The sequence below is a fragment of the Meridianimarinicoccus zhengii genome, from assembly GCF_003254465.1.
GTDB lineage: Bacteria > Pseudomonadota > Alphaproteobacteria > Rhodobacterales > Rhodobacteraceae > Meridianimarinicoccus > Meridianimarinicoccus zhengii.
Genome location: NZ_QDFI01000003.1, coordinates 93,793 through 112,636 on the forward strand (window position 1 = coordinate 93,793; position 18,844 = coordinate 112,636).

Here is an 18,844-nt window from a genome sequence, read left to right on the forward strand (position 1 = left end):
GGATGGGATCAGTCGGCGAAGGCGGTGCAGGCGGTTTCCGGTTCGTCCACGCCCAGCGTGTCAAGCTCGGTCACGCGGTGCAGGAAGCCTTCGACCGGGGCGAGGGTGACGAGCGCGCGGGGATGCACCACCGGGACCGGCTGGCGCAACTGGCCGTTCCAGTGGCGGAAGCTGAGCGCGCGGCCCTTGAACCCGTCGAGCCGGAAATCGTCCGACAGCAGGAAGGCGCGCAGGGTCGCCGGGTCGGCGCTGTTGGTGCGGGTCACGGCCTCGCCGATGCTGCGCAGGGCGGTCCAGGCGCCGTAGTCTTCGTCGCGCATGGACCGGCCCTGCATATCCTCGAACCGGTTCTGCAACTGCACGGCGGCCCATTGTTCGAGCACGGGGGACCATGTGCGGGGCGACATGCCGACGCTGCCCGCAACGGGGCGCGGTTCCCACGTGTTGTAGAGGATGTATTCGCCGAAATCCCCGATCTCGTCAGCGACGACCAGCACGTCGTAATCGCCGAAGCCTTGGGTGAAGAGCGGCACCTCGGTCGCGGCGGAGCGGCGCATGTCGGCGTCGAAGGCCCATGTCTCGCGGGCGCGGATCTCCAGCCCAAACTTGGTGGCGGAGCGGTCGAGCGCGGCTTCATAGGCCAGATCGTCCGGGTGGGTGCCCACGATGGCGACGATGTCGGTCCAGCGTTTCTGCATCAGCACCTGCATCAGCGCGTCGGTGCGCATGGCGGTGCTGGCGATGGTGTGCAGCACGTTGGCGCGGCAGTCGGCGTCGCGCAGGGTCACGTCGGGTGCGGTGGAGTTGAAGATCAGCGCGCCCGCGGCTTCGGGCAGGTCCGCGATGGCCAGAAGCGTGTCGGCGGGGGCGTCGAGGATCAGGAAGGGCGACGCGGCAAGCGCGGCGCGGGCGGTCGACAGCACGTCGCCATCGGGTTCGACCGACACCACGTCGAGCGCATAGCGGTGGCCCATGAACTGCCCGGTGGTCAGGTTGTCCGCCAGTGCCGTGCGCGCGCCGGCGATCCCGAGATCGTCCGGGTCCGGGTCGAGGTTCGACAGGACCGGCGGCGCGACCTGTTCGGCCCGCAGATAGGTCACGGGGATGTCGATATTCGCCTGCGCCGTTCCCGCGGCGGTCAGGCCGAGCGCGAGCGCGCCGGAAAAGATAAGTCGCATGTCCGTCCTCCCGCAGCCGACGTTACCGGCGGGTCCGGGTCACGCCATTGGACCAAGGTCGGGCAGGTGCGGGTCCGCGCGCGGCGCCGTGAGCGGGCAGGCGTTGAATCCCTGGGCCGCGGCGGGGTGCGGCCCGCGGCGCGGCCCCAACCAAAGTCGCATAGGCCGCGGTCGGGCCGCGCCGGTACTGTCGCGGCAAGCCAAGGACACGCCCCGAGGAGGCCACCCGATGCCGTTCACGCCCCGCGCTGCGACCCCGCGCTTCCTGTCCGTCCTGGTGCTTGCGGGGGTCTGTGCCGCCGCGGCGCTGGCCCATGGCGACGTGGCGCTGCAGCATCCTCACCGTCGGCGTCTCGGCCGCGCAGCGAGGCGCGCCGTGAAGGGGCGATTTCTGGCGACGCTGGCGCTGGTGGTGGGTCTGGGCGGGACCGCGCATGCGGCCGATCCCTGTGCGGACTGGGTGCCGCAGCCCAAGCCGCAGAACGCCAGCCGCGACATTGTGGGGCAGGATATCGACCAGATCTGGGAACGGGGCTTCATGACCTTCGCGGTCTATGACGACAACCCGCCCTATAGCTGGCGCGAGGGATCGGAGGCGCGCGGTGTGGATGTCGAGATCGCGCGGATCATCGCCGAAGATATCGGCGTGGAGCCGCGGTTCCGCTGGGTCGCGGCGGGCGAGAACCTGGATTCGGACCTGCGGTTCAACATCTGGCAGGGGCCGCTGATCGGCGGGTCCGTGTCCAACGTGATGATGCGCGTGCCTTATGACAGCCAGTTCCGCTGCCGGGTCGATCAGGTGACATTCACCGGGCAGTACGCGGCCGAGGCGCTGGCCATCGCCTATCGCGTGGCTGACTATCCCGATGGCGGGCCGACCCCCGCCTATTTCCGCTATGACACCGTGGCGGTGGAGAACGATTCGATTTCCGATTTCTACCTGTCGGGCATGGCGGGCGGGCAGATGGTGGGTAATGTCCGCCGCTTTCCCGACATGGGGGCCGCGATGGCGGCGCTTGCGGCGGGGGAGGTGATGGCGGCGATGGGGCCGCTCGCGCAGCTCGAACACGGGCGGGCGGACGGCGTGGCGATCCACCGCCCGCCGCTGGTGGGGCTGGCCCGGTCGGAATGGACGCTGGGGACGGCGATCCATTTCGCCTACAAGCCGCTGGGCTACATGGTGGACGACGCGATCAGCTACGCGCTGCAGGACGGCCGCATCGCGGGCATCTATGAACGCTACGGGCTGACGCATCTGCCGCCGGAGCGGTAGTGGCGAGTCCGGCTATGCCGGATGATTCGCCCTGCGGCATGCCCACGGGTCCGGCCCCGGAGCGCCGTGCACGCAGGGGTTTAGCGTCACCCCATGATATCAATTCAAGGTTGCATCATCGGGCGGCGGCGCAACAATATTTTTCACGAACCGCCCAAAGATTAAGAAAACCTTAGCGTGTACCCGCTTCACGAGATATAATGTCCTTGGCATTCCAAGGGAGGTAGCCATGAACATGTTTACCATTATCGGCGCCGCTGTGATCGGCGCATTTTCCGCCTCTTCCGCCGTGGCAGCGATCGTTTCCGTCAGCGGACCGGCCAGTTCCGGCGGGACCGGGCCCGCGATTATCGGGGCCCCGTCGGATATTCTTGAGGACCTGGTGACCAACACCGGGATGGAAGGCTTCGACGAGGCCCAGAACGTGTTGCTGACGGCGCCGCTGTCGGTGGATGGCGGCACCATCGCCGCCGGAACGCGCGTGGACAGCCACATGATCTTTCTCAACAGCCTCGGGTCCACGCGGATATCGCATTACGATGTGGACTGGACGTTCTCGGGCAGGATCCTCGGCGTGATGTCCGACAGCGGCGGAACGCTCGAGGCCGCGTCCTCGTCCTTCCTCGGCGCTCCGGGCACCAACTACACGACGCCGGGCGCGGGCACGGGGGCGGCGGCGCCGTTCACCGCCCGGGGGCTGGAGAGCAACAACGGCACGGGGATCGGCGGCGAAGGCTACAGCGTCGCGGGCAACGTGCTGACCCTGGGCATGGTCGTGACCGAACCGGGCGACTGGGTGCGCGTCGTGACCGCGCCGATCCCGGTGCCAGCCGCGCTGCCGCTTCTGGCGGGCGCATTGGGCGGGCTTGGCCTGCTGCGCGGGCGCAAGGCGAAGACCGCGGCCTGACACCGCGCCACCGGCGGATCGCTTGGACGGCCCATCCCGGCGGGGGTGGGCCGTTTTCCGTGCGGCCAGCGGCGGGCGGGCGATGTGGCGGACGGCGGCTCTCCGACTAAGGTCCGGGTGTGCGGACGGGGCCGAAGGCGACAGTCTGGCACGCGAAGCGAGGACTTCATCATTCCGAGGAGGACACCATGCCCAAAGACCAGCTTGACGTCAGCGACGCCGCCGCAGCCGGCTGCCCGCTGAAGGCCCGCTACAACAACTTCATCGGCGGCCGGTTCAAGGCGCCCAATGCGGGCCGCTATTTCGAGAACATCTCGCCCATCACAGGCGGGCCCATCGGCGAAGTGGCACGGTCCGACGCATCGGATATCGAGGATGCACTGGACGCGGCGCACGCGGCCAAGGATGCATGGGGCAAGACCTCCGTCACCGACCGCGCGAACATGCTGATGAAGATCGCGCAGACCATGGAAGACAATATCGGCACGCTCGCGCTGGCCGAGACATGGGACAACGGCAAGCCGATCCGCGAGACGACGCTTGCCGACATGGCGCTGGGGATCGACCATTTCCGCTACTTCGCGTCGGTCATCCGCGCGCAGGAAGGCACGATGGGCGAGCTGGACAACGACACCGTCGCCTATCACTTCCACGAACCGCTGGGCGTCGTGGGCCAGATCATCCCGTGGAACTTCCCCGTGCTGATGGCGGTCTGGAAGCTGGCCCCGGCGCTGGCCGCGGGCAACTGCGTGGTTCTGAAGCCCGCCGAACAGACCCCCGCCACGATCATGATGCTGGCCGAGATGATCGCCGACATCCTGCCCGCGGGCGTTCTGAATATCGTCAACGGCTTCGGGCTGGAAGCGGGCAAGCCGCTGGCGTCGTCGAGCCGCATCGCCAAGATCGCCTTCACGGGTGAGACCACGACGGGCCGGCTGATTTCGCAATACGCGTCGGAATCGATCATCCCGGTGACACTGGAACTGGGCGGCAAGTCGCCGAACATCTTCTTCTCGGACGTGATGCGCGAGGACGACGCCTATTTCGACAAGTGCCTCGAAGGTTTCGCGATGTTCGCGCTGAACCAGGGCGAGGTCTGCACCTGCCCGTCGCGCGCCCTGATCCAGGAAGACATCTACGACGCCTTCATGGAGCGCGCGCTCGAGCGCGTGAACGCCATCGTGCAGGGCGACCCTCGCGACATGGCCACGATGATCGGGGCACAGGCGTCGTCCGAGCAGTTCGACAAGATCCTGTCCTATTTCGACATCGGCCGCCAGGAAGGCGCCGAGGTGCTGACGGGCGGCGAGGCGGCGACCATGTCGGGCGACATGGCGGGCGGCTATTACATCAAGCCGACCGTCCTGAAGGGCCACAACAAGATGCGGGTCTTCCAGGAAGAGATCTTCGGCCCGGTCGTGTCCGTGACCACCTTCAAGGATCAGGCCGAAGCCATGGAGATCGCCAACGACACGCTTTATGGTCTTGGTGCCGGGGTGTGGTCGCGCGATGCCAACACCTGCTACCGCTTCGGCCGCGGTATTCAGGCGGGCCGGGTCTGGACCAACTGCTACCACCTCTATCCCGCGCATGCGGCGTTCGGAGGCTACAAGCAGTCGGGCATCGGGCGCGAGAACCACAAGATGATGCTGGACCACTACCAGCAGACCAAGAACATGCTGGTCAGCTACAACCCCAACAAGCTCGGGTTCTTCTGAGCCGTCATGTCCGGGGCCTTCCCCGTCCCCGGTACAGGGCCGCGCTGGCAACAGCGCGGCCGTTTCCGTTTGTGGGTTGCAGCCTGCGAAGGAGCTTGAAAAAGATGAGGTTAGATGCATCTTTAAAGGAACCTTGGGGAGGGGACGACACGCATGCAATCATTCAGGATCGTGGTGCTGGGGGCCGCTCTGGCGCTTGGCGGGGCGGCAGGCGCGCAGGACCTGGAGACGGGCGAAGAGTTGTATGGCGAGTCGTGCCGCAACTGCCACGGGCCGCGCGCGCAAGGCATGGCCAGTTTTCCCAAGCTGACCGGGCAGGATGCCGCGTACCTGGCCGGCAGGCTGGAACAGTATCGCGCGGGCGAACGCGTCGGCCCGAATTCGGCGCTGATGCAGCCCAACGCGGCGGACCTGTCGGATGCGGACATTGCGAACCTGGCGGCCTTCATCGCCAGCTTGTAGGGACCGGCGCGGGCCTGCACGGCACCAAGCGTGCCACGCGACTGCCCCGCCACCAAGACCGCCACGGGGATGCCCCCCGCGGCGCGGACAGGACGGCAGGCCGGCGCGAGATCGGCCAGGTCCGTCCATCACAAAGGGAGGACCAACCATGAACACTAGCCTTTACAGGCCTGCCACGCTGTCGCTGGCAGCACTTCTTGCCGCGGCGCTGGCCATGCCCGCGGCCGCGCAATCGGGCATGAACACGACCGCGTTGCAGCACAGCGTCGTGCTCGACGGTCTCGAAAACCCTTGGGACATGGCGTTCCTCGATGATGGCACCATGTTCTTCACCGAGAAATGCCGCGGCCTGTCGGTCCGGATGCCCTCGGGCGAGGTCAACGCGCTGCTGGGCATGACCGGCGTGGACGGCTATGCCAGCCAGGCGGACGATCTGTTCTGCGAAGGGTAGGCGGGCATGCAGGGCGTGGCCATCGACCCGGACTTTGCCGAGAACCGGCGGATCTATGTCTATTCCACCTCGAACATGTCGGACCCGCATACCAACCGGCTGATGCGGCTTGTCGTGAACGAGGATTTCACCGGCGTGTCGGATCGGACCGATATCGTGGACGACGTGCCCTACAAGATGGCGGCGTCGGATCACCCGTTCGGCGGCCCCGGCGCCCATAACGGCGGGCGCGTGCGGTTCGGGCCGGATGGCGCGCTTTGGCTGACCACCGGCGACAACCACAACGAGGAAATCCCGCAAAGCCCGACCATGATGGGGTCCAAGGTTCTGCGGTTGGACACGGACGGGAACGCGCATCCCGACAACGCCCCGCCCGAGGGGTTCGACCCGCGCACCTATACCTACGGGCACCGCAACGTGCAGGGGATCGCCTTTCATCCCGAAACCGGCGCGACGATCACGGCGGAACACGGCCCGTGGCATTCCGACGAGATCACCATTCTGGAGAACGGCGGCAATGCGGGGTGGGATCCTCGCCCGAACATGGCCGGACGCGGCGACTGCCCCGACGACTATTGCGGCTACAGCCCGAACCAGATGGAGGGCATGAACCGCTACGAGCGGGCGTCCTTCATGCCGATGACCGATTTCGACACCTATCCCGACGCGATGCCGCCGGTCTGGACGAATAACGGCTGGTCCCAGGGGACTGGATCGGCCGCGTTCCTGACGGGCGAAGCCTGGGGCGACTGGGACGGCGCGATGGTCGTGGGTATCATGGGGATCGGCTTCGGCGGCACGCCCATCGGGCAGCGCATCGATGTCATCCAGTTCAACGACGAGGGCACCGCCGTGGAGGACGTGACCGAGATGACCCTGCCGATGGACTCGGCCCGGTTCCGGTCGGTCGTGCTGGGTCCTGACGGCGCGCTCTATACCGCCGTGGACGAAGGCGTGATCCACCGGCTTGCACCGAACTGATGGCCTGACGGCGCGATGATCGGGGGCCGGATGGCATGGCGCCGTCCGGCCCCTTTTGCGTGCGTGCGGTCAGCCCGCGGGCAGATAGGGCACCCCGCCCGCGAGATCCGTGTCGTCGATGGCGTAAAAGCCGTTGATCGCACCGTCCTGCCGCGCCTTGGCGAAGGGCGCATAGTCCGGATCGTCCACGAAGGCCCGAAGTGCTGCCTTGTCCGGGAACTTGATGAGCGCGATCAGGTCGGCTTCCAGCGGGTCGCCCTCGATCGTGTCGATATTGCCGCTGCGCGACAGGTATTCCCCGCCATGCTTCGCGGCGATGTCGTGGACCGTCGCGGCGTAGTCGGGCACCCAAGCATCGTCGGTGACCTTGACGATGGCGATCAGGTAAGCGGCCATGGTCGTTCCTCCCTTGTTGTGTGTGCCGCGTCTGGTGGGCGGCTGGGCATACGATAGGCAAGCCTGCTGCGCCTGTCATCGGCGATGGCGCCGGGTGCGGGATTGATTTCGCGCGCCATGTTGGCTAAGTTGGCCATGTCATCGGAGCCAGCCCATGCAGATCAATGTGCATACCGCCAAGACCCAGCTTTCCAAGCTGATCGATGCCGCGCTTGCGGGCGAAGAGGTCATCATCGCCAAGGGCGCGCGCCCGGTGGTGCGGCTGGTGGCGATCCCGCAGGGGAGATTCCAGCTCGGGCTGATGGCGGGGCAGCTGGGCACGCTGCCCGATTTCGCCGCCCCGATTGACCCGGCCGAGCTGGAGGCCTGGGAAGGCGCGTGAGCCGCCCGGTCCTGCTCGATACCCATGCCTGGGTCTGGTCCTTCGCCGATCCCGACCGGCTGTCGCCGCGCGCCGCGCGCGCCATCACCGGTGCCGCGTCGGTGCAGGTCAGCCCGATCAGCTTCTTCGAGATCGGCCAGAAGGTGCGCGTGGGCAAATGGCCCGAGATGGCGCCGCACCTGTCGGATCTGCCCGACCTGCTGGCGAGGCAGGGCGGTGTGGCCGCGCCCTTCACGCCCGCCATCGCGCTCGATGCCGCAAGCCTTGACTGGGACCACCGCGACCCGTTCGACCGGCTCATCGCGGCCACTGCGCGGGTGCTCGATCTCGGTCTCGTCACTTGCGACCCGGCCTTCGCCGCAGCCCCGGGCACGAGCCTTGTCTGGTAGCCGCTTGCAGCCCGGCCGCGCGCGGGTAGTCTGCGGCCAAAGCCGGAGGATGCGATGAATTTCCTGACAGACCTGCGGGCCCCGCCCGAAGAGCGGACGCGCGACGGAGACACCCGCCGCGTCGGCATCGAGATCGAATTCGCCACGGTCACCGCTGAGGACGGCGCGCAGATCGTGCGCGACCTGTTCGGCGGCACGATCACGCAGGAAGACCCGCACCGCTTTCACATCGAGGGCACCGCGTTCGGCGATTTCACCTGCGAACTGGACACCCAGCACGCGCACAAGCCCTATGGCGTCGCGGGCGAGATGTCGGATTTCCAGGCCGAGATGCGGCGGCTGTTCGGCGAGATCAGCTCGCTCGTCATGCCCTGCGAGATCGTCTGCCCCCCCATCCCCTGGGACGCGATCGGGCGGATCGACGGGCTGGTGCAAGCGCTGACCGATGCCGGTGCGGTGGGAACGCGCGCCAGCCCGTTCTATGCCTTCGGCGCGCAACTGAACCCGGAACTGGCCGACACGGGCGACACGGACGGGATGACCGCGACGCTTAAGGCGTATCTGCTGCTGTCGGGCTGGCTGCGCGGGGTGATGGGGCTGGACCTGACGCGGCGCGCCGTCGCCTTCGCCGATCCGTTCCCGAAACCCTACGTGGCCCGGGTGCTGGCCGGGGATTACTGGCCCGACCGCGCGGAGCTGATCCAGGACTATCTCGACGCGAACCCCACGCGGAACCGCGAACTCGATTGCCTGCCGCTCTTTGCCCATCTGGATGCGGACCGCGTGCGCGCGGTGCTGCAGGACGGACGGATCAAGGCGCGCCCGACATGGCATTACCGGCTGCCCGACGCCAATCTGGGCGAACAGGACTGGTCGCTGTGTCTGGAATGGAACCGCTGGGTGGTGGTGGAACGGCTGGCGGCGGACCGCGCGCTGCTGGGGCGGATGGCGGAAGCCTATCTGGCGATGGCCGATGCCGGGCGCGGCCGCGACTGGCCACTGGCCGCGAGCGAATGGCTGGTCCTCTCGTGATCCTGTTCCGCCGCAGGTCGGACCGCCCGCGCATCGCGGTCACCACGTCGCGCCGGTCGTCCTGGCGCATCTTCCCGATGTTCGCGCTCAATGTTTGGCTGGCGGGCGGGCGCGCCGTGCGCTGGACGGCGGCGCGGCCCCATCACCTCGATGACGTGGAGGGGCTGGTGATCGGCGGCGGCGACGACATCCAGCCCGAGATCTACGGCGGCGAACTCGTGTCCACCGCGCGGGTGGACCCGGACCGCGATGCCATGGAACGCCGGCTTGTCGAAGGGGCGGTCGCGCGCGACATGCCGGTGCTGGGCGTGTGCCGCGGCGCGCAGATGATCAACATCGCCCTTGGCGGTACGCTGCACCAAGATGCCTACGGCGTCTATACCGACAGCGACCGCAAGCGCACGGTGCTGCCGCGCAAGACCGTCTGCGTGGAACCGGGCACGCGCTTCGCCGCCATCGCGGGGGAGACGCCCATGCGGGTGAACGCGCTGCACAGTCAGGCCGTGGACCGGCTGGGCGACGGGCTGCGGGTGGCCGCGCGCGACCGGGGCGGCATGGTGCAGGCGGTGGAGCGGGCCGAGGGCCGGTTCATGCTGGGCGTCCAGTGGCACCCCGAACACCTGATCTACGCCCGCCGCCAGCGCGCGCTGTTCCGGGCGCTGGTGGCGGCGGTCAAGGGTCAGGCGGGCGCGAAGGCGTCCGCGTAATCGTCGCGCAGGACGTTCTTCTGCACCTTGCCCATGGTGTTGCGCGGCAGTTCGGCGCGGATTTCGTACCGCTTGGGCTGCTTGTAGCGCGCCATGTCGCGCGCGCAGGCGGCGCGCAGGGCGTCGATATCGGGGGCCGCGTCGCCATCGGGCACGATCACGGCCACCACCGCCTCGCCGAAATCGGGATGGGGCACGCCGACGACGGCGCTTTCGCGCACGCCGGGCTGGTCGTCGAGCAGCATCTCGATTTCCTTGGGATAGATGTTGTAGCCGCCCGAGATGATGAGATCCTTATTCCGCCCCACAATCTGCAGATAGCCGTCATCGTCGAATTTCCCCAGGTCGCCGGTGATGAAGAACCCGTCGGCACGCAGTTCCGCCGCGGTCTTGTCCGGCATCTGCCAATAGCCCTTGAACACGTTGGGGCCGCGCACCTCGATCTGGCCGATATCCCCCGGCGGGACCGTTTCGCCCGTGGCCGGGTCGGTGACCTTCACCTCCACCCCCGGCAGCGGGAAACCCACGGTGCCCGCGCGCCGGTCCCCGTCATAGGGGTTGGAAGTGTTCATGTTGGTTTCCGTCATCCCGTAGCGTTCGAGGATGCGGTGCCCGGTGCGCGCTTCGAACTGCACATGGGTATCGGCCAGCAGCGGGGCGGAGCCCGACACGAACAGCCGCATATGCGCGGTCAGCTCACGGGTGAACCGCGGATCGTCCAGCAGGCGGGTATAGAATGTGGGCACCCCCATCATCGCCGTGGCCTCAGGCATCAGGTCGATCATCGCATCCAGATCGAAACCGGGCAGGAAGATCATCGCCCCGCCCGACAGCGCCATGATGTTGGTCGCCACGAACAGCCCGTGGGTGTGGAAGATCGGCAGCGCGTGCAGCAGCACGTCATCGGCCGTGAAGTGCCAGTGGTCTGTCAGCACCTGCGCGTTGGACAGAAGATTGCCCTGCGTCAGCATCGCGCCCTTGGACCGCCCCGTCGTGCCCGAGGTGTAAAGGAACGCGGCCAGGTCGCCTTCGTCGCGCGCGACCGTGGCGAAGGTTTCGGGCTGGTGGTTGGCCTCCTCGCCCAGGCTGCCGCCCAGGCGGTCGTTCAGGGTCTCCAGCCGCGTGCCCGCCGCATGGGCCACCGGTGTCAGCGCGCCGGCCTTCGCCGGGTCGCAGACGAACAGCGCCGCGCCGGAATTTTCCACGAAATAGCTGATCTCGGACGGGGTGTAGGCGGTGTTGAGCGGCAGGAACACCACGCCCGCCTGAACGCAGGCGGCATAAAGCGCCAGTGCATCGGGGGATTTCGCCACCTGTGCCGCCAGCCGGTCGCCGGGGGCCACGTCCATGCCCGCGATCAGGTTGGCGAATTGCGCCGTGCGCCGCAGGAAGCCGTCATGGGTGATCGTGCGCCCGTCGGCAAGGTGCAGGAAGGGCGTGGCGCGCCCGGCATGGGCGCCGAACAGGGTGTCGAACAAGGGATTGGCCATGGAAACCTCAGGCGTCTGTCTTGCGGGCGGCGGCGCGGGCGAGCGCGCGCACCTCGTTGCTGGCGGCGATGGTGCCGTCGCGGGCGAAGCGGTCGTGGTTCTCGGCCAGCCGGCGCAGGTCATAGAGGTAATTCACCATCGCGCCGCCGGATTGCGCGCGGCCCTTGGCGGACAGGTCGGCACGGGCATGGACCGCGTGCAGGATCGCGCCGTTGCCCAGATGGAACCGCGCCACCGGGTCGCGCGGCTGGCCGCCCGCCGATTTCGCCTCCAGCAGGTATCGCGCGGTGGCCTGCCGCAGCGGGTCGGGGGCATCGGGGTCGAGCGTGATGCCGGTCTCCTGCGCCCAGCCCGCCAGCCCCGGCACCGGCGACAGCGTCACGAAGGTCTTCAGACCGGGCAGGTCGCGCGACAGATCCTCCACCACCTGCTTGATGAGCGAATGGCCGAAGGACACGCCGCGCAGCCCCGGCTGGCAATTCGAGATGGAATAGAACACCGCCGTATCGGCGTCGCCCGCGCCAAGGGCCGCGCGGTCGCCCGACAGCAGGTCGTCGACCGACCCGGCCACGCCGCGGGTCAGCGCGACCTCCACGAAGATCAGCGGCTCGTCCGGCATCGCCGGGTGGAAGAACGCGTAGCAGCGCCGGTCGGCGGGCTTCAGCCGCGCGCGCAGGGCATCCCAGCTGCCGATGGCGTGCACGGCTTCGTATTCGATGATCTTTTCAAGCAGATGCGCCGGCGTTTCCCAGTTGATCGGCCGCAGCACAAGGAACCCGCGGTTGAACCACGACGCGAAAAGATGCTGGAAATCCAGATCCACCGGCGCCAGTTCCGGGGCCTCGCGCAACAGCCCCAGCAGGTCGGCGCGCATCGCCACCAGCCGCGCCGTGCCCCCCGGCACCTGGTTGAGCCGCCGGATCAGCTCCTGCCGCCGCGGTTCGGTCGCGGCGACATAGGCGGCATAGCTGGCCCGGTCCCGCCCTGTCACATAGGCCTCCAGCGCCGCGCGCGCCGCGTCGCCGTCGATGTCCAGCTCGCGCGCCAGCAGGTCGAAGAACGCCCGCCGCGCGCCCGCGTCCGCCTCGGCATAGGTCTGGAGCAGATCCCGCGCGATGGCCATGCCCGTCGCCTCGCCCCGGTTGCCCAGCAGCGCGCGGGCCAGATCCTCGGCCCGCTGCCCGCTGCGCGCGCCGCGATCCCAGATCCACTGGCGCCGCTCGAAGACCGAGGACAGGATATCGGCGAACATGGTCACAGCGCGGGCCCCATCACCAGGTCGGGCAGCCAAGTGGCGATGCCCGGGAACACGCACAGGATCACGATCGCCAGCACCATGCAGGCCACGAAGGGGAGCGACCCGACAAGGATGGTGCGCAACGAGATGTCCGGTGCGATTCCGTTGATGACATAGAGGTTCAACCCCACGGGCGGCGAAATCAAGCCGATCTCCATGTTGATCGTCAGGATCACCGCGAACCAGATCGGATCGAACCCCACCGACGTGATGATGGGCAGCAGGATGGGGGCCGCCATCAGGATCACCGCCACCGGGGGCAGGAAGAACCCGGCCACGAGCAGGAAGATGTTGATGGCGAACATGATGACCCAGCGGTTCGCCTCCAGCTCGCCGATCCACGCCGCGATGCTCTGCGTGATGAAAAGCGACGACAGCATGTAGGAAAACACGCCCGCCGCCCCGATGATGAACAGGATCATCACCGACTCGCGCGTGCTGTCGCGCAGCACGTCCCACAGCTTGGCGGGCGACCACAGCCGGTAGATCACCATGGCGATCAGCAGGCACATCAGCGCGCCCACGGCTGCGGTTTCCGACGGCGTGGCGATGCCGCCATACATCGCGTAGAGCACCCCGATGATGATGACGAGGAAGGGCAGCACGCGCGGCAGGATCTCCACCCGTTCGCGCCAGGAATAGCTGCGCGGCGACAGCACGGCGGCATTGCCCGATTTCCACGTCGCGTACAGCGACCATGCCATGAACAGCCCCACCAGCAGCAGCCCCGGCACGACACCCGCCAGGAACAGCCGTCCGATGGAGGTTTCCGTGGCAATCCCGTAGACGATCATCGTCACCGAAGGCGGGATCAGGATGCCCAGCGTGCCACCCGCGGCGATGGACCCCGCCGCGATCCCGTCCGGATAGCCGCGCTTGCGCATCTCGGGGATGCCCATCTTGCCGATGGCGGCACAGGTCGCGGGGCTCGATCCCGACATGGCCGAGAACAGCGCGCAGGCCCCGAGGTTGGAAATCACCAGCCCGCCGGGAATGCGCGTCAGCCAGCGTTCCAGCGCCTCGTACAGGTCCGCCCCCGCGCGGGTGGACGCGATGGAGGCGCCCATGATGATGAACATCGGGATCGACAGCAGCGCGAAATTGTCGAGCTTGCCGAACAGGATCTCGGGCATCAATTCCAGCGACCGCATCCCGTCGAACACCAGCAGGAACCCGGCGGACACGATCAGCAGGCCGATGGCCACGGACACGCCGGAAAACAGCACAAGGATCGTGGCGAGCGCGACCAGCCCGCCCAGTGTCAGCGGATCCATCAGCTTTCCTCCAGCCCGAAGGGCGTATCGATGCGCAGCACCACCGCGATCAGGTCGGCCAGCAGTTGCAGCAACAGCAGGCCAAGGCCGAGGGGCAGCGACAGATAGGGGATCCACAGCGGCGGCCCCCAGACCGTGTCGGACCGCCAGCCGCGTTCGAACGCGACATGCCAGACCTCGTAGGCGTAATAGAGCATCGTGCCGATGATCGCGATGGACAGCGCCAGTGTCAGCACCGCCAGCACGCGGCGCGCGGGCAGCGGCAGCATCAGCGGAACAAGGTCGACATTCACATGGCCGCGCAGGCGCTGGACGTAAGGCAGCCCCACCAGCGTCGCCGCGATCATCAGGTAGACCACCGCCTCCGTCTGCCAGACGGTGGATCCGTTCAGCACGAAGCGGATCACGATCATCTGGCAGGTGATCGCCACCGCGGCCACGATCATCGCCGCCGAACACCAGCCCGCAAGCGTCGATATCGCCGCCACCGCGCGCAGAAAGGGATTGTGCCCGGTCGCCGCGGCGCGGGCCGAAGATTGGGTCGCCATGATGCGGCCTCTCGTCAGGTCGGAAATCGGGTCCGGCAGGGCGGGGGAACATGCCCCCCGCCGCCGGTCGGTCAGGTCACGCGGCGCGGATCATTCCACCGCGAAGGCAAGATCCAGAAGCTCCTGCCCGCCTGTCACCTCGTCCACGAAGGACGCATAGGAGGTTTCTTGCGCCAGCGCGCGCCAGGCGTCGAACTCCGCCTCGGTCATGTCGGCGATCTCCACGCCGTTGTCGGTGAACACCTGCCGCGAGGCCGCGTCTTCCATCTTGGCCTCTTCGAGGTAATAGGCCTCGGCCTTTTCCGCGGCCGCCAGAAGCGCCTCCTGCTGTTCCGCCGTCAGCCCGTCAAAGGTCGACTTGTTCATCAAGAGCGGCTGGTACATGAACCACAGCGCGTAATCGCCCGGCGGGGTGTAGCACGCCACCTGTTCATAGAGCCGGAAGCTGACGAAGGACGAGGACGAGGTGTTCACCGCGTCCAGAACGCCGCTCTGCATGGCGTTGTAGACCTCGGAACTGGCCATCGACGCGATCGACGCGCCGGCCCCCGCCAGCATCTGCTCGAACGCCCGGCCCGCGGCGCGCATCTGCTTGCCGTTGACGTGCTCGGGCGCGGTGATGCAGCCGTCCGTGGCCGCGAAACCGCCCGCAAGATAGCCGTGCACCAGGACCATCACGTCATCCTCGGCAAGGATGTCCTCGATCCGTTGCATGAACGGGCTTTCGTTCATGCGCGCGGCATGGTCGTGGTTCTTGATGAGGCCCGGCATCAGCGTGAGATTGTATTCCGGCCGCTGGCCACCGGCATAGCTGAGCGGCAGAACCGTCATGTCGAGCTGCCCGCGCGACAGCGGCGTGTACTGTTCGCGCGCCTTGAACAGCGACTGCGAGCCGAAGATGCGGATCTCCAGATCCACGTCTGCCGCCGCGACCTCGTCGGCGACGATCTGCGCGACTTCGTTGCGCACGTCCTGGTTGGAAAACTGGTGCGACAGGCGCAGTTCGGCGGCCTCGGCGCTGCCGAGACCGGCGATGATGGCCAGCCCGGCGGCCGCGGACAGAAAGCGATGGGTCATTGGGTCGTCCTCCCTGGAATGATGTCGGCGCCTCTGGCGGGCGCTTGCAGGCACGAAAGCCCGCTTTGCATGGGATGTCAAGGTTTTTGTATACAGAAACGGCGCGCTTGCATGGCGTCTTGCGCAGCCATATACAGTTTGCATGGAACCCCGCCGCGCCGACCAGATTGCCGAAGAGCTTGAGGGGCTGATCTTCAGCGGCGCCTTCGGCGATGGCGACCGGCTCGACGAAATCCGGTTGGCGGAACGGTTCGGCGTGTCGCGCACGCCCATCCGCGAAGCCTTCGCCCGGCTCGCCCTGTCGGGGCTGGTGGAGGCTATCCCGCGCCGCGGCGTCTTCGTGCGCCAGCCCGGCCCGGTCGAACTGATGGACATGTTCGAGGTGATGGCCGAGTTCGAAAGCATCTGCGGGCGGCTCGCCGCCGCGCGGATCAGCGACACGGCGCTGGACCAGTTGCGCGCGGCGAACACAAGCTGCCGGGCAGCGGTGGATGCAGGCGACGCCGACGGTTATTACCGTGAGAACGAGCGGTTCCACCACATCATCTACCGCCAGTCCGGCAACGCGTTCCTCGAAGGCGAAACCGCGCGCCTGCACCGGCGGCTGAAACCCTTCCGGCGGGTGCAATTGCAGGTGCGCGGGCGGCTGGCCCAGTCCATGGCCGAACACGAGGCGATCGTGCAGGCGCTGACCGATGCCGCACCGGACCGCGCCGCGGCGCTGCTGCGCGACCACGTGGCCGTGCAGGGCGAGAAATTCCATCACCTCATCGCAAGCCTGAAGCCCGCGGCCGAATAGCCGGCCGGCAGCCCCGACCCGTCGGGCGTCTCGGCGGTGCTGCACTTCGACTTGTCGGGCAGGGGGGCGGCGCTGGACCCGGACCGTTGCAACGGCCCCCGCGCGGTATCACAGGCGTCGTATTATGCCACCGGGGCGGCCGAGACGGCCCCGCCGGGTGCGGGCTACCAGGTGAAGACCTCGCCCCAGACCGGCAGGGGTTCGGGTTCGTCCACCGCGTCCGGGTCCGGCGGGGCGGCATGGAACACGTGGTCGCTACCTTCCATGGCCACGAATTCGATCACGGGGTCGTCCCGTTCCACACGGGCCTCCAGTTCAAGCCCGAGCGCGGCCCAGAAGGCGGCATCGATATCCGGGTCGGGTGGTGTCGCCATGTCAGCCTCCTTCGGGTGCGGCTCGGTTCCACGGGCCGGGCCTGATCGCTTGCCATCCCGATTCTAGCCGAAACCGGCCCCTCGATATCTGACATGGATCAATGCGGCGTGAACGGCGGCCCGCCCTGTCCATGCCCGCGCGCCCGCCGCGCCCCGCAAGCGCGCAACCGACCGCCGCGGGCCGTGGACGAAGCACGCCGTCCCGCGCCACGCCCTGCAAGACCGAAGCGGGCTCCACGCGGCCCCGGCTGCCGCAGGGGCAGGCGCGTTGTCCTTTGGCACCGGCGCATTCCGGTGCTACCGTCGCCCTGCCGCGGGGTGACGCGCCGGAGGATACCGGGACGAATGTGGACGGACATCTCGTGAGGCCGCACACCGGCCAGCCACTGGCGGCCCGCACCTGCACCGCCATCGCCCGCCGCCTCGTGCTGTGCCTGCTGCTGTGCCTGCCGCCCGCCGCCCCGCACGCCCAGTCCGACGGGGCCGAACCCTATGGCGGCCTGCGCCTCAGCCTGCCCTACGCCTTCTACAACGAAACCTTCGGCCTCACCGGGGGCTGGGTGGAAGGCCGCGTCGGCTACCCCCAGCCGCAGGCCCGCATCCTCGGCACCGTCATGGCGGGCTCCGAAGGCTCGCAACTCGGCTTCGTGATGGCGCAGGACCTGCGCATCCCCGGCATGGACCGGCTCTTCATCGACCCCATGCTCTCGCTCGGCCGCTACGGCTCCGCCGACGCCTATATCGACGGCAACCCCGCCTTCGCGGGCCAGCGCGCAGGCACCAACACCTCCGACAGCGACAATTTCGTCACCGGCAACGTGGACGACACCTTCTCCCGCGTGCGCTTCCGCTACCTGCTGCCCATCGGCCACGGGCGCGACCAGGTCATCCCCGAATACGAGGTCCGCGACGGCCTGCTCGTGTCCGGGGCCACCGGGGGCACGTCGCTCAACCCGCTCGAAAGCGGGCGCAGCTTCGTCGCCATCCGCCCCTTCCAGCGGTCCCTCGACATCGACAGCGACGACTTCACCGGCGACATCCGCACCAACGGCGTCGATCTCATCTTCTTCTGGGACAACCGCGATTTCCCCTACAACCCGTCCGATGGCAACGGCGTCCGGCTCCAGGTCTCCCGCGATTTTGGCTTCTTCGACAGCTCCGATTCCTGGACGGTCGTCCAGGCCGAGGTGGACGCCTACCACGATTTCGGCAGCACCGGGCGCTTCCGCAACCGCATCCTCGCCTTCGATCTGTGGACCGCCGACACCCCTTCTTGGACGGACGACGGCGGCACGATCCGCAACCGCGCCCCCGCCTATACCGGCGCCACGCTGGGCGGGCTGTGGCGGATGCGCGGCTACCCGGCGCAGCGCTTCAACGACCGCTCGGCCATCTACTATTCCGCCGAGATGCGCCTGACCCCGCGCTGGAACCCGTTCGACGCATGGCCCGCGGCGCAGAACTTGCTGGGGGTGGAATGGATACAGGTGGTCCCGTTTCTGGAGGTTGGCCGCGTCCATGACAGCTACGATCTGGCGGAACTCCATACCGACATGAAATGGAACGCCGGGGCGGGCCTGCGCGCATGGGTCAAGGGCTTCGTCGTGCGCGCCGACACCGCCTTTTCGGACGAGGGCGTCCGCGTCCAGATGATGATCGCACAGCCCTTCCAGTTTTGAGCGGGGCAACGCCCGACCTGCGGGACGACGCCGCTGTCGGCGAAAGAGTTCGCCCTGAACAATTCCTAACCTACTGATTCTCAGCGCAGATCACGCTGGAGCGCTGGTGCTGAATTGCAAGGTTTCGTATCATGGAATTCGAAACCTTGCAGATTTCCGGAGCCCCCGATGAAGCCCCATCCCCGCCAGGAAGAGCAGGATGATCTCTTGCGCCCGCGTCTGACCGACATGATCGACATGCGCCACGAGCTGGCGAAGCTGGCGGCGCTGATCGACTGGGACTTCTTCGAGCGGGAGTGGGCCGGATTCTTCCCGTCGCACCGCGGGCGGCCCGCAACGTCGCCGCGGCTGGTTGCGGGGCTGCTGTATCTCCAGCATGCCTACCGGCTGTCCGACGAGGCTGTGGTCGCCCGCTGGGTCGAGAACCCCT

At 67.7% G+C, this 18,844-nt stretch carries 21 protein-coding genes; 13 read left to right on the top strand and 8 right to left on the bottom strand.

The annotated features are described in order from the left end of the window. Window positions 1-8: 8 nt before the first annotated feature. Complete coding sequence (locus tag DDE13_RS01785; RefSeq protein ID WP_111401031.1) at window positions 9-1,178, bottom strand: ABC transporter substrate-binding protein; 1,170 nt, start codon at window positions 1,176-1,178, stop codon at window positions 9-11. A 400-nt stretch (window positions 1,179-1,578) separates the two neighbouring features. Here DDE13_RS01785 and DDE13_RS01790 point away from each other — a divergent pair, with 400 nt between their 5' ends. From DDE13_RS01790 to DDE13_RS01810, 6 genes are all read left to right on the top strand, one after another. Then, entirely contained in the window at window positions 1,579-2,451 is an 873-nt protein-coding gene (locus DDE13_RS01790; protein ID WP_394340276.1) for a substrate-binding periplasmic protein, read from the top strand. A 229-nt stretch (window positions 2,452-2,680) separates the two neighbouring features. Further along, window positions 2,681-3,358: a hypothetical protein gene (locus DDE13_RS01795; protein WP_111401033.1), complete on the top strand. Its 678-nt coding sequence runs from the start codon at window positions 2,681-2,683 to the stop codon at window positions 3,356-3,358. 188 nt (window positions 3,359-3,546) lie between these two features. Continuing rightward, window positions 3,547-5,076 carry an aldehyde dehydrogenase gene (gene adh, locus DDE13_RS01800; RefSeq protein WP_111401034.1) on the top strand — a complete coding sequence of 510 codons (1,530 nt, stop codon included), beginning with the start codon at window positions 3,547-3,549 and terminating at the stop codon, window positions 5,074-5,076. Window positions 5,077-5,229: 153 nt separating this feature from the next. Further along, a complete protein-coding gene (locus tag DDE13_RS01805; protein WP_111401035.1) occupies window positions 5,230-5,538 on the top strand; it encodes a c-type cytochrome in 309 nt (102 codons plus the stop codon). A gap of 148 nt (window positions 5,539-5,686) precedes the next feature. Next, complete coding sequence (locus DDE13_RS23340; RefSeq protein ID WP_235868546.1) at window positions 5,687-5,989, top strand: PQQ-dependent sugar dehydrogenase; 303 nt, start codon at window positions 5,687-5,689, stop codon at window positions 5,987-5,989. Window positions 5,990-5,995: 6 nt separating this feature from the next. Further along, window positions 5,996-6,970, top strand: a complete 975-nt coding sequence (locus tag DDE13_RS01810) for a PQQ-dependent sugar dehydrogenase (protein WP_235868547.1) — start codon at window positions 5,996-5,998, stop codon at window positions 6,968-6,970. A gap of 69 nt (window positions 6,971-7,039) precedes the next feature. Here DDE13_RS01810 and DDE13_RS01815 read toward each other — a convergent pair whose 3' ends face one another. Beyond that, on the bottom strand, window positions 7,040-7,366 hold the full coding sequence (locus DDE13_RS01815; RefSeq protein WP_111401036.1) for a DUF1330 domain-containing protein: 327 nt from the start codon (window positions 7,364-7,366) through the stop codon (window positions 7,040-7,042). 154 nt (window positions 7,367-7,520) lie between these two features. Between DDE13_RS01815 and DDE13_RS01820 the strand changes: the two genes are divergently transcribed. The 4 genes from DDE13_RS01820 to DDE13_RS01835 are packed head-to-tail and all read left to right on the top strand — an operon-like array spanning window position 7,521 to window position 9,876. Further along, on the top strand, window positions 7,521-7,748 hold the full coding sequence (locus DDE13_RS01820) for a type II toxin-antitoxin system Phd/YefM family antitoxin (RefSeq protein ID WP_111401037.1): 228 nt from the start codon (window positions 7,521-7,523) through the stop codon (window positions 7,746-7,748). Further along, window positions 7,745-8,137, top strand: coding sequence for a type II toxin-antitoxin system VapC family toxin (locus tag DDE13_RS01825; protein WP_111401038.1), 393 nt, complete (start codon window positions 7,745-7,747; stop codon window positions 8,135-8,137). The genes DDE13_RS01820 and DDE13_RS01825 overlap by 4 nt, the downstream gene beginning before the upstream one ends. Before the next feature lie 54 nt (window positions 8,138-8,191). Then, window positions 8,192-9,169: an amidoligase family protein gene (locus DDE13_RS01830; RefSeq protein ID WP_111401039.1), complete on the top strand. Its 978-nt coding sequence runs from the start codon at window positions 8,192-8,194 to the stop codon at window positions 9,167-9,169. Next, complete coding sequence (locus tag DDE13_RS01835; protein ID WP_111401040.1) at window positions 9,151-9,876, top strand: gamma-glutamyl-gamma-aminobutyrate hydrolase family protein; 726 nt, start codon at window positions 9,151-9,153, stop codon at window positions 9,874-9,876. The genes DDE13_RS01830 and DDE13_RS01835 overlap by 19 nt, the downstream gene beginning before the upstream one ends. Here DDE13_RS01835 and DDE13_RS01840 read toward each other — a convergent pair. From DDE13_RS01840 to dctP, 5 genes are all read right to left on the bottom strand, one after another. Next, window positions 9,849-11,366, bottom strand: a complete 1,518-nt coding sequence (locus tag DDE13_RS01840; protein WP_111401041.1) for a malonate--CoA ligase — start codon at window positions 11,364-11,366, stop codon at window positions 9,849-9,851. The two genes, DDE13_RS01835 and DDE13_RS01840, sit on opposite strands and share 28 nt — an antisense overlap. A 7-nt stretch (window positions 11,367-11,373) precedes the next feature. Next, window positions 11,374-12,624 (bottom strand): malonyl-CoA decarboxylase, encoded by a 1,251-nt coding sequence (locus tag DDE13_RS01845; RefSeq protein WP_111401042.1) that lies wholly within the window; start codon window positions 12,622-12,624, stop codon window positions 11,374-11,376. Continuing rightward, entirely contained in the window at window positions 12,621-13,937 is a 1,317-nt protein-coding gene (locus DDE13_RS01850) for a TRAP transporter large permease (protein ID WP_111401043.1), read from the bottom strand. The genes DDE13_RS01845 and DDE13_RS01850 overlap by 4 nt, the downstream gene beginning before the upstream one ends. Then, window positions 13,937-14,485 carry a TRAP transporter small permease gene (locus tag DDE13_RS01855; RefSeq protein ID WP_111401044.1) on the bottom strand — a complete coding sequence of 183 codons (549 nt, stop codon included), beginning with the start codon at window positions 14,483-14,485 and terminating at the stop codon, window positions 13,937-13,939. Before DDE13_RS01855 ends, DDE13_RS01850 begins: the two co-directional genes overlap by 1 nt. A gap of 90 nt (window positions 14,486-14,575) precedes the next feature. After that, window positions 14,576-15,562 carry a TRAP transporter substrate-binding protein DctP gene (gene dctP / locus DDE13_RS01860; protein ID WP_111401045.1) on the bottom strand — a complete coding sequence of 329 codons (987 nt, stop codon included), beginning with the start codon at window positions 15,560-15,562 and terminating at the stop codon, window positions 14,576-14,578. Between the two features lie 142 nt (window positions 15,563-15,704). Between dctP and DDE13_RS01865 the strand changes: the two genes are divergently transcribed. Then, entirely contained in the window at window positions 15,705-16,361 is a 657-nt protein-coding gene (locus DDE13_RS01865; RefSeq protein ID WP_111401046.1) for a GntR family transcriptional regulator, read from the top strand. A gap of 164 nt (window positions 16,362-16,525) precedes the next feature. On the opposite strand, the gene DDE13_RS01870 is transcribed toward DDE13_RS01865, so the two are convergent. Next, window positions 16,526-16,735, bottom strand: a complete 210-nt coding sequence (locus tag DDE13_RS01870) for a hypothetical protein (protein ID WP_111401047.1) — start codon at window positions 16,733-16,735, stop codon at window positions 16,526-16,528. A 362-nt stretch (window positions 16,736-17,097) separates the two neighbouring features. On the opposite strand from DDE13_RS01870, the gene DDE13_RS01875 reads away from it, so the two are divergent. Together DDE13_RS01875 and DDE13_RS01880 are read left to right on the top strand one after the other, a co-directional pair. After that, window positions 17,098-18,414, top strand: coding sequence for a BamA/TamA family outer membrane protein (locus DDE13_RS01875; RefSeq protein WP_162630824.1), 1,317 nt, complete (start codon window positions 17,098-17,100; stop codon window positions 18,412-18,414). A 168-nt stretch (window positions 18,415-18,582) separates the two neighbouring features. Continuing rightward, the coding region (locus tag DDE13_RS01880) for a transposase (RefSeq protein ID WP_162630825.1) at window positions 18,583-18,844 on the top strand (262 nt) is incomplete at its 3' end.